Annotated in this window: 15 protein-coding genes; 9 read left to right on the forward strand and 6 right to left on the reverse strand. The window is 62.0% G+C overall.

Annotation, left to right across the window (positions count from 1 at the left end):
* Positions 1 to 12: 12 nt before the first annotated feature.
* Positions 13 to 324, forward strand: coding sequence for an antibiotic biosynthesis monooxygenase family protein (locus tag AB4O36_RS13400; RefSeq protein ID WP_460142143.1), 312 nt, complete (start codon positions 13 to 15; stop codon positions 322 to 324).
* 24 nt (positions 325 to 348) lie between these two features.
* On the opposite strand, the gene AB4O36_RS13405 is transcribed toward AB4O36_RS13400, so the two are convergent.
* Positions 349 to 1,248 carry a LysR family transcriptional regulator gene (locus tag AB4O36_RS13405; protein ID WP_460125916.1) on the reverse strand — a complete coding sequence of 300 codons (900 nt, stop codon included), beginning with the start codon at positions 1,246 to 1,248 and terminating at the stop codon, positions 349 to 351.
* Between the two features lie 137 nt (positions 1,249 to 1,385).
* On the opposite strand from AB4O36_RS13405, the gene AB4O36_RS13410 reads away from it, so the two are divergent.
* From AB4O36_RS13410 to AB4O36_RS13420, 3 genes are all read left to right on the forward strand, one after another.
* Entirely contained in the window at positions 1,386 to 2,012 is a 627-nt protein-coding gene (locus AB4O36_RS13410; RefSeq protein WP_460125918.1) for a hydrolase, read from the forward strand.
* A gap of 94 nt (positions 2,013 to 2,106) precedes the next feature.
* Positions 2,107 to 2,556 (forward strand): L-alanine exporter AlaE, encoded by a 450-nt coding sequence (gene alaE / locus AB4O36_RS13415; RefSeq protein ID WP_460141980.1) that lies wholly within the window; start codon positions 2,107 to 2,109, stop codon positions 2,554 to 2,556.
* 109 nt (positions 2,557 to 2,665) lie between these two features.
* Entirely contained in the window at positions 2,666 to 2,965 is a 300-nt protein-coding gene (locus AB4O36_RS13420; RefSeq protein WP_460125922.1) for a hypothetical protein, read from the forward strand.
* 318 nt (positions 2,966 to 3,283) lie between these two features.
* Here the strand turns inward: AB4O36_RS13420 and AB4O36_RS13425 are convergent, their stop codons facing one another.
* Together AB4O36_RS13425 and AB4O36_RS13430 are read right to left on the reverse strand one after the other, a co-directional pair.
* Positions 3,284 to 5,284, reverse strand: coding sequence for a peptidase U32 family protein (locus AB4O36_RS13425; protein ID WP_460141981.1), 2,001 nt, complete (start codon positions 5,282 to 5,284; stop codon positions 3,284 to 3,286).
* 116 nt (positions 5,285 to 5,400) lie between these two features.
* Positions 5,401 to 6,270, reverse strand: coding sequence for a LysR family transcriptional regulator (locus tag AB4O36_RS13430; RefSeq protein WP_460125926.1), 870 nt, complete (start codon positions 6,268 to 6,270; stop codon positions 5,401 to 5,403).
* A gap of 118 nt (positions 6,271 to 6,388) precedes the next feature.
* Here AB4O36_RS13430 and AB4O36_RS13435 point away from each other — a divergent pair, with 118 nt between their 5' ends.
* Both AB4O36_RS13435 and AB4O36_RS13440 read left to right on the forward strand, forming a co-directional pair.
* Positions 6,389 to 7,105, forward strand: a complete 717-nt coding sequence (locus tag AB4O36_RS13435; protein WP_460125928.1) for an AzlC family ABC transporter permease — start codon at positions 6,389 to 6,391, stop codon at positions 7,103 to 7,105.
* Entirely contained in the window at positions 7,095 to 7,403 is a 309-nt protein-coding gene (locus tag AB4O36_RS13440; RefSeq protein WP_368558079.1) for an AzlD family protein, read from the forward strand. The genes AB4O36_RS13435 and AB4O36_RS13440 overlap by 11 nt, the downstream gene beginning before the upstream one ends.
* A 71-nt stretch (positions 7,404 to 7,474) precedes the next feature.
* Here AB4O36_RS13440 and AB4O36_RS13445 read toward each other — a convergent pair whose 3' ends face one another.
* Positions 7,475 to 7,777 carry a DUF2834 domain-containing protein gene (locus AB4O36_RS13445; protein WP_460141982.1) on the reverse strand — a complete coding sequence of 101 codons (303 nt, stop codon included), beginning with the start codon at positions 7,775 to 7,777 and terminating at the stop codon, positions 7,475 to 7,477.
* Between the two features lie 108 nt (positions 7,778 to 7,885).
* On the opposite strand from AB4O36_RS13445, the gene AB4O36_RS13450 reads away from it, so the two are divergent.
* The gene (locus AB4O36_RS13450) at positions 7,886 to 8,701 is read left to right on the forward strand and encodes a helix-turn-helix domain-containing protein (RefSeq protein ID WP_460141983.1); all 816 of its coding nucleotides are present in this window, start codon (positions 7,886 to 7,888) and stop codon (positions 8,699 to 8,701) included.
* Here AB4O36_RS13450 and AB4O36_RS13455 read toward each other — a convergent pair.
* Entirely contained in the window at positions 8,698 to 9,471 is a 774-nt protein-coding gene (locus tag AB4O36_RS13455) for an SDR family oxidoreductase (protein ID WP_460141984.1), read from the reverse strand. The genes AB4O36_RS13450 and AB4O36_RS13455 overlap by 4 nt on opposite strands.
* Before the next feature lie 110 nt (positions 9,472 to 9,581).
* On the opposite strand from AB4O36_RS13455, the gene AB4O36_RS13460 reads away from it, so the two are divergent.
* On the forward strand, positions 9,582 to 10,496 hold the full coding sequence (locus AB4O36_RS13460; protein WP_460141985.1) for a LysR family transcriptional regulator: 915 nt from the start codon (positions 9,582 to 9,584) through the stop codon (positions 10,494 to 10,496).
* A gap of 117 nt (positions 10,497 to 10,613) precedes the next feature.
* Entirely contained in the window at positions 10,614 to 12,194 is a 1,581-nt protein-coding gene (locus AB4O36_RS13465; protein WP_460141986.1) for a GMC family oxidoreductase, read from the forward strand.
* Between the two features lie 190 nt (positions 12,195 to 12,384).
* Here the strand turns inward: AB4O36_RS13465 and AB4O36_RS13470 are convergent, their stop codons facing one another.
* Positions 12,385 to 13,734: a c-type cytochrome gene (locus AB4O36_RS13470; protein ID WP_460141987.1), complete on the reverse strand. Its 1,350-nt coding sequence runs from the start codon at positions 13,732 to 13,734 to the stop codon at positions 12,385 to 12,387.
* Positions 13,735 to 13,747: the final 13 nt, after the last annotated feature.

Here is a 13,747-nt window from a genome sequence, read left to right on the forward strand (position 1 = left end):
CGAGGGAACATCATGATTTACGAGATCGCCGTACTCCCCGTTTACAAGCACCAGGTTGAACGCTTCAGGGAAGCATTTGCCGAGGTGGTTCCACTGCTTCGCCGTGCGAAGGGTTACCTTGGCCACGTGCTTGCACAAGGCATCGAAACGCCTGAACACTTCAACCTGATCGTGCGCTGGCAAACGCTTGAGGATCACACACCAGGCTTCGAGGCGAGTGAAGACCATCGGGTGTTCATGCTGGCATTGGAGGAGTACTTTTGCGGGGAACCGACGGTTCATCACCTGGAAGGAAACGATTTCAGCCTGCCGGATGACCTGTAGACACAAGCGCGACCGTGCTCCCTCCTATAAGGGGAGTACGTCGCCGGCAAAGTGTGGGGTCTCGCCGAAATACTCAATCAGCAGTTCAGTCAATAAGCGTATCTTGCGCGCCGGATGCTGTCCGGGAGGGCGTACCACATAGGCGCCCGCCGGCGGTGGTGGGTAGCGGGTCATGATCGGCACGAGCGCACCCGATTCCAGATGCGCGTGCGTGAGGCAATCCGGCAGGTAAGCGACGCCGAGTCCGGCGACGGCAGCCGCCACCAGCGCAGTGCCATTGTCGGCCTTGAATCGCCCCTGGGGGCGAACCGAGATGATCTTGTCACCGTCCATGAACTGCCAGGCCTCTGTGGATTGCATCAGCGCCTGATGGGCGATGATGTCGTCCGGCACTTGCGGTGAACCGTGCGTCTGGATGTAGGTCGGACTGGCCACGAGTTTGCCATTGATCGGGCCTATGCATCGAGCGATCAGGTTGGAATCCTGAAGGTAGCCGACACGAATCGCACAGTCATACCCCTCCCCGATCAGATCGACAAAGCGGTCGCTGTAACACGCCTGGACTTGCAGCCCAGGATGACGCCGCGCCATCTCCGCGATCAACGGGGCGAAGTGCGTCGGGCCGAAAGACAGAGGCGCGGCAATACGCAGGCGACCGCGAAGCGGGCCAGTGGGGAGGATCGCTTCCCTGGCCAGGTCTATCTCGGTGCAAACCTTGGCCGCATGCTCGCGAAAGGTGGCGCCGGCTTCCGTCAGTGCAGCCCCCCGGGTGGATCGCGCCAGCAGTTGCACGCCCAGTTCCTGCTCAAGTCTGGCAAGTCTGCGACTGACGATCGACTTGGACACCCCGAGCCGCAACGCAGCGGATGAAACACCGCCGCTATCAGCCACCTCCACGAAGGTCTGCAGTTCTTCGATATCCAAATCAGGGTTCCTCATTGTGCAACACAGTTAGTCCGAGAATGGCACTACCGTGTCGAGTTTGGCAACGACACAATGCCAGTCCCTGGGCGATGGCGCCTGGGAAAAGACGTAAAAAAACCAAAAAAAAGGACGTACACATGGCCAGCGAGACTCTTCGCAACCCGCACACAGACCAGTTGCTGTCGCCGCAAAACTCGATGCTCATCGTCATCGACTACCAGCCAATCCAGGTCTCCTCGATCCGCTCGATGTCCCGCGATGAGTTGGTGTTCAACATCACCAGCGTCGCCAAGGCAGCGGTGAACTACAACCTTCCGATCATCCACTCCACCGTGAACGTCGCTACCGGTCGCAACAAGCCTCCGATTCAGCCATTGCAAGATGTGCTCGGCCACCTGCCCACCTATGACCGCACCTCGATCAACAGTTGGGAAGACACCGAGTTCAAGCAGGCGGTGAAGGCGGTCGGCCGCAAAAAGCTGATCATGACCGCACTTTGGACCGAAGCTTGCCTGACGTTCCCGGTACTCGACGCCATCCAGGAAGGTTATGAGGTTTATGTGCCGGTGGATGCGGTCGGTGGCACTTCGCTCGCCGCGCACGAGGCGGCGTTGCGTCGCATGGAACAGGCCGGCGCAAAACTTATCAGCCGAGTGCAGATGTATTGCGAACTGCAACGCGACTGGGCACGAGAGGCGACCGTTCCTGGATTCATGGGCGTGTTCGAGAACTTCGACGGTTTCAACGCAGAAAAGAATGCCTGACGAGTGATCGGCGACCCTCAATTCGCTGAATGTGGTAAAGGTGATGCTCGCTGAGGCGGCGTCACCCTCATTTCTGCCGGGAGGAACAATCGGTTTGTCTGGAAACACCACATGGGGATCCTTCGCTGCAGATACACTGGCATTGATCCTCTTCTTCACCGTGACCGGCATCCTCAACGAACGTTTCGTGGCCGGCATGAGCTGGGAGCAGGTGCTGCATGCGCGCCTGCTGGGCGCTGCGTTGATGGTGATTTCGGGCCGCCCCTATGGGTTGTGGCGTGACTGGATCATGCACTATGCCGGTACGACTCGGTTCTCGCAGATCGCATGGGACTCCCTCGCGCTGGTCAGTTTCCAAGTGCCAATCTATGCCGCCATCCTGGCCATTTCTGGTGCCAACGTCGACGAATTGCTGCGTGGGGCGCTCGGTGTGACGGTGATCATGCTGGCGCTGGGGCGACCTTATGGCGCGTTCCTGAATTTCGTCCGGCATCGCTTCGGGCTCCCGTCCGGAGGTGAGAAACCCATGTCATTGAATACCTGACAATCATTGATCGAATTAATAACAGCCATTAATTCAATGAAGTTCTCTTATCGGCGCGTCGGCGTAACATCAGCTCCATACCCACTGACCACCGCTAGGAGCACACACCATGAAACGCCAAACCATCATCGGCATCGCTTTCTCGATCTTCGCACTGAACGCCTTCGCTGCTTCTACCAACACTGATCCGCTGTTCAGCGATGCCGTTGCCGCCGTTGAATCCGACCGTCTGTTCAGCGACGCCGTAGCGGCGACTGAGACTGACAAACTGTTCAGTGATGCTGTTGCCGCGACCGAAACTGACAAGTTGTTCAGCGACGCCGTTGCAGCAACCGAAACTGACAAACTGTTCAGTGATGCCGTGGCCGAAGGTGGCTCGGATCGCCTGATCGAACGCCGTGTCGCGTGAATGCATCGCTTCACCGCAGTACACGAAAAAAGGGGCAGATTTGTTGAAAGACAATCTGCCCCTTCTTCGTTGTGAAGCCGAGCCACCGCAGGACCTGTAGGAGCGAGCTTGCTCGCGATGCAAGTCCAGGCACCGCTTACATCCAGGCACCCCTCGTCATCGTTAACGACCATCGCGGCGGTTCGACGCCTCGACAAGCCCGCTCCTACAGGTCCGGCGGCGGCTCTGCTCGCGATGCAAGTCCAGACACCGCAGGCATCCAGGCAACCCCTACCACAGGGCACAAAAAAACCGGCCATTTCGGCCGGTTTGTTTTCATCAGTGCGGAGCGCGGGGAATGGTCTTGAGCAGGTCTTCGGGGCTGATGTAACCCACCACCGGTTCCGCAACGCTCCCCGGTAACGGCAGGCCAAGAATGTGCCCTTTCATCTTGCCGATCACATGCATTTCGCACGGCTTGCAGTCGAACTTCAGGGTCAGCACCTCGTTGCCGTGCACCAGCTGCATCGGCGCGACCTTGGTGCGCACACCCGTGACGCCCTTGGCCTGTTTGGGGCACAGATTGAAGGAGAAACGCAGGCAGTGCTTGGTGATCATCACCGGCACTTCGCCCGTTTCTTCATGCGCTTCATACGCCGCGTCGATCAACTTCACGCCGTGACGATGATAGAAATCGCGAGCCTTCTGGTTGTAGACGTTGGCCAGGAAAGACAGGTGCGACTCCGGATACACGGGCGGCGGGTTGGTTTCCGCCTTGCGACCACCCCGTGGATGGGCCGCCAGACGTGCGGCTGTCAGGGCTTCGATCACTTCACGGCGCAGGGCCTTGAGCTGCGAGTTGGGAATGAAGTACGCCTGCGGTGCGTCGAGCTTCACATCAGTGGCGTGGTACTCGGTGGTGCCGAGTTGGCCCAGCAGATCACGCAATTGCTCCAGCGCCTGTTCCGGCTTGTTGGCCAGGCCGAATGGGCCGTCCAGCGACACACTGGCGCTGATGCCTTCTTCACTGGTGGCGGTCAGGTGCAGGCGTTGCTCATCCAGTTGGGCAACCCAGCTCAAACCGATGCGTCGCTCAGCGGAGGTCTTGAGCAAAGCCTGCTGCCAGTTGTGGTCCAGGTTGCGGCTCAGCGGATGGTTGGGCCGCAGCTTGTACATGCCCTCCGGCATTTCGTTGGGCTCGACGCGGTAGCGATAGCGCTTCTCGCCCTCCTCCTCGAACTCACCCCTGGCCTCTGCGATGTTCGCGCGGAAACCTACCACTTCGCGCTTGACCAGCACGTTGAGACCGTCGCCGTTGGACAAAGGCTCGGTGGTCACGACCTGCATGTCGCGCTTGCCGACCTTTTCCACCACGCCTACCGGCAAACCGGTGAACGTCGGCGAATCAAAGGCGCCGATATCGATCTTGCGATCGCTGACGAAATAATCGGTGCTGCCACGATGGAAAGTCTTTTCCGGATCGGGCACGAAGAAGTGTGCGGTGCGGCCACTGGACGCTCGTGCCAGGTCCGGGCGGTCTTCGAGCACGGCGTCGAGGCGCTGACGGTAATAGGCGGTGATGTTCTTCACATAGCCCATGTCCTTATAGCGACCTTCAATTTTGAACGAACGCACACCCGCTTCGACCAGGGCGCGGATGTTGGCGCTCTGGTTGTTGTCCTTCATCGACAACAGGTGTTTTTCGTAGGCGATCACGCCACCCTTTTCGTCTTTGAGGGTATACGGCAGGCGGCAAGCCTGGGAGCAATCGCCACGGTTGGCGCTACGGCCAGTCTGCGCGTGGGAAATGTTGCATTGGCCGGAGAACGCCACGCACAACGCACCATGGATGAAAAACTCGATGGCCGCCTCGGTTTCGTCGGCAATGGCGCGAATTTCCTTGAGGTTCAGCTCACGGGCCAGCACCAACTGCGAGAAACCGGCCTGATCGAGGAACTTGGCCCGCTCGAGGGTGCGGATGTCGGTCTGGGTGCTGGCGTGCAGCTCGATGGGCGGAATATCCAGCTCCATCACGCCCAGGTCCTGGACGATCAACGCATCGACCCCGGCATCGTACAGTTGGTGGATCAACTTGCGCGCCGGCTCCAGCTCGTTGTCGTGCAGGATGGTGTTGATGGTAGTAAACACCCGGGCATGATAGCGATGGGCGAATTCCACCAGCCCGGCGATGTCACTCACCTCGTTGCTGGCATTGTGGCGGGCGCCGAAACTCGGACCGCCGATATAGATCGCGTCAGCGCCATGCAGGATGGCTTCGCGGGCAATGCTCACGTCACGGGCGGGGCTGAGCAGTTCCAAGTGATGCTTGGGCAAGGACATAGGTTTTTTTATCTGGTTCGGCACGGTTGAACTGCGCATTGTACCGGCCAAATGGCCGGACGGCACGGGGGTGCGACCGAATGCATGAGCGCAGTGTCGATTGGCTGCGATTTTGATCAGGCAGGCGCGGACAGCCGCAGCGTCCTGATCAGCAGGTCATGCAGGCTGTCCACGGCCTTCGAGCCCCGTGAGGCGCGGCTGCGAAACACCGAGACTTCCATGGGTTCCAGCGGGCCCAGGCCCTGTTCACTGCCCAGTATCTGCAAGTGCGCCGGCGCGCTGCAATGGGTCAGCACGGCCACGGCCAGGCCGCTTTCGACGGCGGCAATCTGCCCGGCGAGGCTGGAGCTGTTGTAGACCACCTTGAAGCGCCGCCCCTGGAGCGCCAGGGAATGCAAGGCCGTGCGTTTGGCCAGGCTGGCGTCCTCGTACACGGCGATGGGCAGCGGGTCACGGCGCCAGACCTGGAACTGCGGGTCACCGACCCACACCATCGGTTCATGGAACAGCAGCGTGCCATGGCGCGGGCTGTCGCGGGACACCAGGGCCAGATCGAGGTCGCCACTCTTGACCCGGGGAATCAAGGACGTCGACTGCTCGCAGTTCAGCTCGATCTCCACCGCACCGAAATTCGGTGCGAAGCGCTTGAGCACCGGCGTCAGGTAACGTGCCGCGTAATCATCGGGCACGCCAAGGCGAATCCGCCCGCTCAGCTCTTCGCCATGAAAGGCCGCCTGGGTTTCTGCATGCAGGTCGAGCATGCGCCGGGCGTAACCGAGCAGCAATTGCCCCTGGGGCGTGAGCTGGTGCTGGCGCGGGCCGCGCACCAGCAACTGACACGTGAGGGCTGCTTCCAGCTTCTTGATCTGCATGCTGACTGCCGACTGGCTGCGATGCACTTCAGGCGCTGCCCCCGACAGGGAGCCCGCATCAACCACGGCCACGAAGCATTTGAGCCAGTCAATCTGCAAGTCCTGGAAATTCATCGCCTTACCCGACCATTCGATTAGCGAATAGCTTATCAGTGATTTATACGTTTTTCTTAATGCCGGGGAGCAGGCATAGTACCCCTGAACAATCTCCCAACAAGGACATACCCACGGCATGACACACGCCGACGACAACCTGCACGAATTCAACCGCCAGATGGTGTGGGTCGGATTCACCAAACTGGCGCCCATCTCCCTGTTCGTGGTGGTGTTCGGCGCTGCTTTCGGCCTGGCGGCCAGCCAGGCGGGCCTCAGCGAGTCGATCATCGTGGCCATGAGCACCCTGGTGTTTGCCGGCGCCTCGCAATTCGCCGCGCTGGAATTGTGGGGGCCGGATGTGTCGCTGATCACCCTGGCCATCACCGTTTTCGCCATCAACGCCCGACACCTGCTCATGGGCGCCACACTCTATGAGTGGCTGCAACATGTGCCACCCAGGAAGCGTTACGCGGTGATGCTGGTGGCTTCCGATGCCAACTGGGCGCTGTCGATGCAAGCCTTCGGCAACCGTCAACCTGGGCTGGGCCTGTTACTCGGCGGCGGGCTGGCATTGTGGCTGTCGTGGGTGATCGGCACCTGGCTGGGCGTGGTTTTCGCCGGGACCCTGCACGACCCCAAGGCGCTGGGCCTCGACATGGTGATGGGCTGCTTCCTGCTGGCGATGGTGGTGGGCGGCGACAAGAACCTGCGCCTGCTGGTGATCTGGTTCGTCGCCGCCTGCGCGTCGTTGCTGGCCTACCGGTACCTGCCGGAAAACAGCCATGTGGTGGTCGGCGCGGTTGCCGGCGGCATTACCGGGACCCTGTGGACGGAGCACAAGCATGAACATTGAAACCGCAGGCTCTGGCGCCTTCATCGTCGTGCTGATCATGGCCGTGGTCACGTTGGCCACCCGCTGGGGCGGCGTCTATGTGATGTCCTTCGTGCCCATCGGCTATCGGGTCAAGCAGTTCATCGGCGCGATGTCCGGCTCGGTACTGGTCGCCCTCCTCGCGCCCATGGCACTGGAAGGCGACAACGCCGCACGCCTGGCACTGCTGACTACGGCGGCAACCATGCTGGTGTTGAAGAAACCGTTGCCGGCCATTGCTGCTGGGGTGTTGGCGGCGGCGGTGTTCAGGCATTTCTGAGCCGCCTCAAACGACAGCTTCCCGAACAGGTCCCTCACACACTTGCACTGTGATGACCGACAGGACGATGCTCATGGCCTGCGCTTCCTCAACGCGATGTACAACAAAGGGCCCGCCGAGACGAACACTGCCGTGATCAATAGATACGGCACTACGCCGAGCCAGCTACCGCCTCGCGATCGGCTGTCGTTAACCATCCAGATACAGGCCAGTGCTGCCATCAAGTACAGGTCGATGACCACCTGTGCGGTATCGGGGCGCGCCAGCAGTTGAAGGCCGAACGCCACGAGCGATTGCTGTGCGATCGTCATCGTCCAGCCGGTATAGAGCGTGAATATGATCAGTACGGTCAGCGCGAGGTAGTTGACTCTCATCCTGTTCTCCCTGGTGAGTGGTTGCGCCAAGGTAGTGTTAGAGTCCGCCATGCCTCAATGACCTCACAGGTCATGGACGCTCTTCACAAGGACAGTCAGAGTTCAAGCATGAGCCACCTACCTTTCCACCCAACCGGCCCGGCGACAGGCACCTGCGCGGGTGAGCAACTGCGCAGGCTGCGTCGTCAGGCGGGGCTGAGCCAAATGCAGCTCGCACTGCTCGCCGGGGTTTCCCAGCGCCACTTGAGCTGCGTGGAAACCGCGCGCGCCAAGGCGAGCCCCAGCACGCTGCACGCCCTGCTTTCGGCGCTGGATGTACCGCTGGAGCACTGCAACGAGATTTTCCTCGCGGCAGGTTTTGCCCCGCGCTACGTCGCATCCGGGGCCAACGCGCCGACGCTGAAGATGGTGTCTGATGCGGTCGAGCACATTTTGCAGGCGAACAACCCGGCGCCCGCCATCGTCATCGACAGCCACTGGAATGTCACCGCCGCCAATGCCAGCACCGGCCTGCTGCTGGCGATGGTGGGTATCGACGCCAACGGCCTGTCGGGCCTGAACTTGCTGGACACGCTGTTACGCCCCGGTGGCCTGGGGGATCATCTGGTCAACGCCGACGAGATCCGTGCCATCGCCTGGCAGCGCGCCGCCAGAGAGGCGCTGAGCAACCCCGAGCTGGCGCGGCGGCTGCGGGACATGCCGGGCGCGCCGGCCGTGGCGTTGAACACCACGCCTGCGCCCGTGGTACTGACCCGCGTGCGCTCGAGCTACGGCGAGCTGAATTTCCTGTCCACGTTCACCACGTTCGGCATGCCGCTGGACATTACGGTCGAGTCGTTGCGTATCGAACATTTGATCCCGGCTGATGGTGAGACGTGGCAAGCGATGAACACGGCGTTCAGTCAGTGGCAGGTCTCCCGTTAAACCGTCGGCACCGTCCCCCCATCAATCACGAACTCACTCCCGGTAATGGACGCCGCACGGGACGAAGCCAGGAAAACGACGAGGTCAGCCACTTCCGACGGCGTCGAGGGTCGGCCCAGCGGGATGCCGCCCAGTGAGTCCATGATGATTTGCTTGCCGCCTTCGTAATCCGTGCCGGCCTCCAGGGCCAGTCGCTCCGCCAGGGCCACCGAGGCCTCGGTTTCGATCCATCCCGGCGACACCCGCACCACCCGCACACCTTTTGGTGAAACTTCCTTCGACAGGCTTTTGCTGTAGGTCGACAGCGCCGCCTTGGCGGCGGCATAAGCGGTGGTGGCTTCGGGCAGCGGCAGGCGACCCTGGATCGACGTCACGTGGATGATCACGCCCGTTTTGCGCTCGATCATGTCCGGCAGCAAGGCTCGATCCAGACGTACGGCCGGCAGCAGGTTGAGGTCGAACTCACGCTGCCATTGTTCTTCGCCCAGCGCCGCAAATCCGCCACCGGGTGATGAGGAGCCTCCCAGCACGTGGACGATGATGTCCACGCCACCCAGGTGTTGCTGGATGGCGGTGACCAGCGCGGCGCAACCTTCGCGGGTCGAGAGGTCGGCCGGGACGAACAAAACATTCGGGACCTCATCGGTCGGATGCCGTGCCGACGTCACGACCTTGGCCCTCTCGGCCACGAGAAGCTTGACGACAGCCTGGCCGACCCCTTGTGTTCCGCCGGTGACAAGGACTCGTTTGCCGTTCAATTCGAGGTTCATGACTTGCTCTCCTGTCTCACTGATTGAATACCCGGATCTTGCTGCTCGAGGGATAGTTTGCTCAACTGGGATAAATATGAATGACCTATCCCGCCAGACAGGACTATCCAATGTCAGACCCGCGCCTCTGCCTCAACGACCTGGACGCCGTCATCGCCGTGGCACGCAGGGCATCGTTTCGGCAGGCGTCGATCGACCTGGGCGTTTCAACGACTGCGTTGAGCAACACCATCGCTCGTCTGGAAGCCCATCTCGCCACGCGCCTGTTCAATCGCACCACACGCAGCGTGTCGCTGACCGAAGCCGGCAGGCTGTTTCTGGAGCAGGTTGGCCCGGCCTTGCAGGATGTGCGCGCCGCGCTCGACGCGGTGCAATCCCACAGTTCCGGACCTTCGGGGATACTGCGCATCAACGCCTTTGCCAGTGCTGCCCGCGCCGCACTGCTGCCGCTGTTGCTGGAGTACTTGCGGCAGTACCCGCAGGTACACATCGACATCGTGACCGAGGGCCGACTGGTCGATATCGTCGCTGAGGGTTTCGATTTCGGCGTACGGTCCGCGAACCTGGTGCCCAGCGACATGATCGTGATTTCGCTGGGGCAGCGGCAACGCTACGCGGTGGTCGGCTCCGCCGCGTATTTCGCCGAACACGGCCGACCTCGCACACCCGCCGATCTCGTCAGCCATCCGTGCTTGCGAATCCGTTTACCCAACGGTGCGATCTATCCCTGGCATTTCGAGTACGAAGGTGAAGTGACCCGGCTTGAAGTCAACGGCCCCCTCACGCTCGATGAGCCTGGCGTGGCCAAGGCCGCCGTGAAGGCTGGCGTGGGGCTGGGTTTTTTCATGGAGCAGGATGTGTTGGAAGAAATCGAGAACGGCACTTTCGAGCGGGTGCTGGAAGACTGGACGCCACCCCGGGACGACCTCTGCCTGTACTACCCCAACCGACGCAATCCCAGCGCCGCGCTCAAGGCATTCACCGCCCTGGCACGCGCCAACCCGGTCTCTCCAGGGGTCGGATAAACAACCGATACCGGGCGACCAGACGGGGCAGCAGAATCCGGGCTTCCTCAAAGGGAGCTCAACCATGCAAACAATCAGATCAACACGCATCAGCATCACCTTCAGCGGAGGTGACGCATGAGCCATTACGATTTCATCGTCTGCGGAGCCGGTACGGCCGGTTGCGTCGTCGCCGCCCGACTGGCCGACCGACCTGACCTTCGGGTCCTGTTGATCGAAGCCGGACAGGGATACTTCGGTCCCGAGGTCACAGAGCCTGGACAATGGCCATTGAACCTGGGTACGGAACGCGATTGGGCGTTCGAAGCACAACCCAATGCCCATCTGGATGGCCGACGCCTGCCATTGAATATGGGCAAGGGACTGGGTGGCGGTTCGAGCATCAACGTGATGGTCTGGGCGCGGGGGCATCGCTCGGACTGGGATCACTTCGCTGCCGAATCGGGGGACCTGGCCTGGGGCTATGACTCGGTACTACGCTATTACGCTCGCATCGAAAACTGGCAAGGCCGGCCCGATGCGCAGCGCCGGAGTACGACAGGCCCGGTTCATGTGACTCAGCCAACCGCCCCGCAGCCACTGGCCTGGGCGACCCTGGAGGCGGCGAGCGGACTCGGCATTCCTCGGTTCGACAGTGCCAACGGCGAGATGATGGAGGGCCACGGCGGGATCGCGATTGCGGATCTGCGCATCAACCAGGGGCAGCGCGAGTCGGTGTATGACTCCTACATCAAACCTCGGCTGCACCAGCCAAACCTGACCGTCCTCACCGGGGCACTGGTGTCGCGTGTGCTGTTCAGGGGGACCCGTGCGATCGGCGTGGAGGTCGTGAGCGCAAACCAGCGTCGCTGCTTCTACGCTGAACACGAAGTTGTGCTGTCGATGGGCGCGGTGAACACTCCGAAAGTGCTCATGCAGTCGGGCATAGGGCCGGATGATGAGCTTCGCGCCCATGGTATCGAGGTGATCAATCACCTGCCTGGGGTCGGTCAGAATCACCAGGACCATGTGGCCTTCGGCTGCACCTGGGCTTATCGACAGCCTCAGGCCATCGGTGGTAGTGGTTGCGAGACAACGTTGTACTGGAAAAGCGATGCCCGTCTGGATGCACCGGATTTGCTGCACTGCCAATTGGAATTTGCGGTTCCCTCGCCGCCCGAGGTGGGTGTCGAGGCGCCGGCGCATGGCTGGACGATGTTCGCCGGCCTTGCGCGCCCGGCGAGCCGCGGGCGCTTGCGCCTGTCCGGTGCGGGCCCGCTGGACGACATGCTGATCGAGGCGAACTCGCTCAGCGCTCCCGAGGACATGACCGCTGCGCTCGCGTCCATCCAATTGTGCCGCGAGCTTGGCAACAGCCAGGCCCTCGCTGGCCTCGTGCAGCGAGAGGTGGTCCCCGGCCAACGTGATCGACGCGCGATGGAGCGGTTCATCCGCCAATCAGCGGTGACCTACTGGCACCAGTCCTGCACCGCGAAGATGGGTCGAGATGCGTTGTCCGTGGTTGATCATCGACTCAAAGTGTATGGCATCGAAGGCTTGCGGATCGCGGACTCATCCATCATGCCGCGCATCACGGCCGGCAACACCATGGCGCCCTGCGTCGTGATCGGCGAGCGCGCCGCCGACCTCATATTGGCGCAGACCTGCAGGGAGGAGCCTGTCGAGTCGTCGCACCGCCACGAGGGTCGCCAACCTTGACGCGGGATGCCTGAATCAACGCGGTGCCTGGTCGTTCATCGCGGGCAAGCCCGCTCCTACAGGGGAATGCGGTCAACTGTGGGAGCGGGCTTGTCGAATCGTCGCACCGTCGCGATGGACATCAACGATGACGCGGGATGCCTGAACGCCCGCGGTGCCTGATCGTTCATCGCGAGCAAGCTCGCTCTCCTTAGCGCATCTGCAGGATGATCGGGGTGCTGCTGGCCGGGTCGGTGTGCTCGCGCAGCTTGCCGACCGCCTGTGCATCCACCGCCCCCGCCTGGTTGCCCCAGTTGCTGCGCATGAACGTCAGGACTTCGGCAATCTGCTGGTCCGACAACTGCTCGCGGAACGCCGGCATGCGGTAGGCGTCCGGCACACCGGCGGCGACCACGCGCTGCGAGCCGTTGAGGGTGATGTTGATCGCCGACGCGCTTTCCTTGGCCAAGGCGGACGTGGCACCGGCCAGCGGCGGCATCCACTCCGGCTGCCCCTTGCCATCGGCACCGTGACAGGACGCGCAGCGAGTCGCATAGGTATGGCCCCCCGGCGTCTCGAGCGCGGCGGCGGCCACCGGTTGATATTGCCAGGGCGTGCCGTCGCGCTGTGGGTCGCCGGGCAACGATTTCAGGTAACGCGCTATCGCCGCCAGATCGTCATCGCTCATGAACTGCGTGGAATTGTTGAACGCTTCGGTCATCGAGCCATAGACCACCGCATGTTTATTGCGGCCAGTCTTGAGGAACTGCACGATGTCCGGCTCGCTCCAGCGACCTAGACCGGTGTTGTGATCGTCGCGCAGACTCGGTGCATACCAGCCATCGAGCAACGCGCCGGCGAGAAACGGCGTGCCGGATTCATCCAGCGCCTTTTCGTTGAACGCCAAGCCACGAGGTGTATGGCAACTGCCGCAATGGCCGGCGCCCTGGACGATGTAGGCGCCGCGGTTCCACAGTTCGTCCTTGGCATGCTTGTCCACGTAGGGCGCGGAGTCGGTGAACACGCCATTCCACAGAGCGATGGGCCAGCGCAGGTTCAAAGGCCAGGGAATGTCACTGGGGATATTCGCTTGCTTGACCGGCGCCACGCCTTTCATGAAGAACGCATACAACGCGCGTACATCATCGTCGCTGAGCTTGGCGTAGGAAGGGTATGGCATGGCCGGGTACAACCGCCGACCACCCGGCGCGACGCCGTGGCGCACGGCGCGGTCGAAGTCGGCGAGGCTGTAGCCGCCAATGCCGGTGTCGCGGTCCGGGGTGACGTTGGTGGCGTGGATGTTGCCCAGCGGCGTGGCCATTTCCAGGACGCCGGCAAACGGTGCGCCACCGGGCACGCTGTGGCAGGCCACGCAGTCGCTGAGCCGGGCGACGTACTCGCCACGGGTGACCAGGGCCGGGTCGATATCGGCCACAGCGGCCGGCTCGGTTGGCAAAGGCGAGGCAGGCTCGCGGGTGACATACCAGGCCAGCAGGCCGGCCGCGATCAGGCACGGCACGGCCAACCAGCCAGCGGTTCTTGCGAATCGGCGGTTATTCATGGGCGCTCCGGTG

The organism is Pseudomonas sp. S2_E01 (assembly GCF_054668365.1).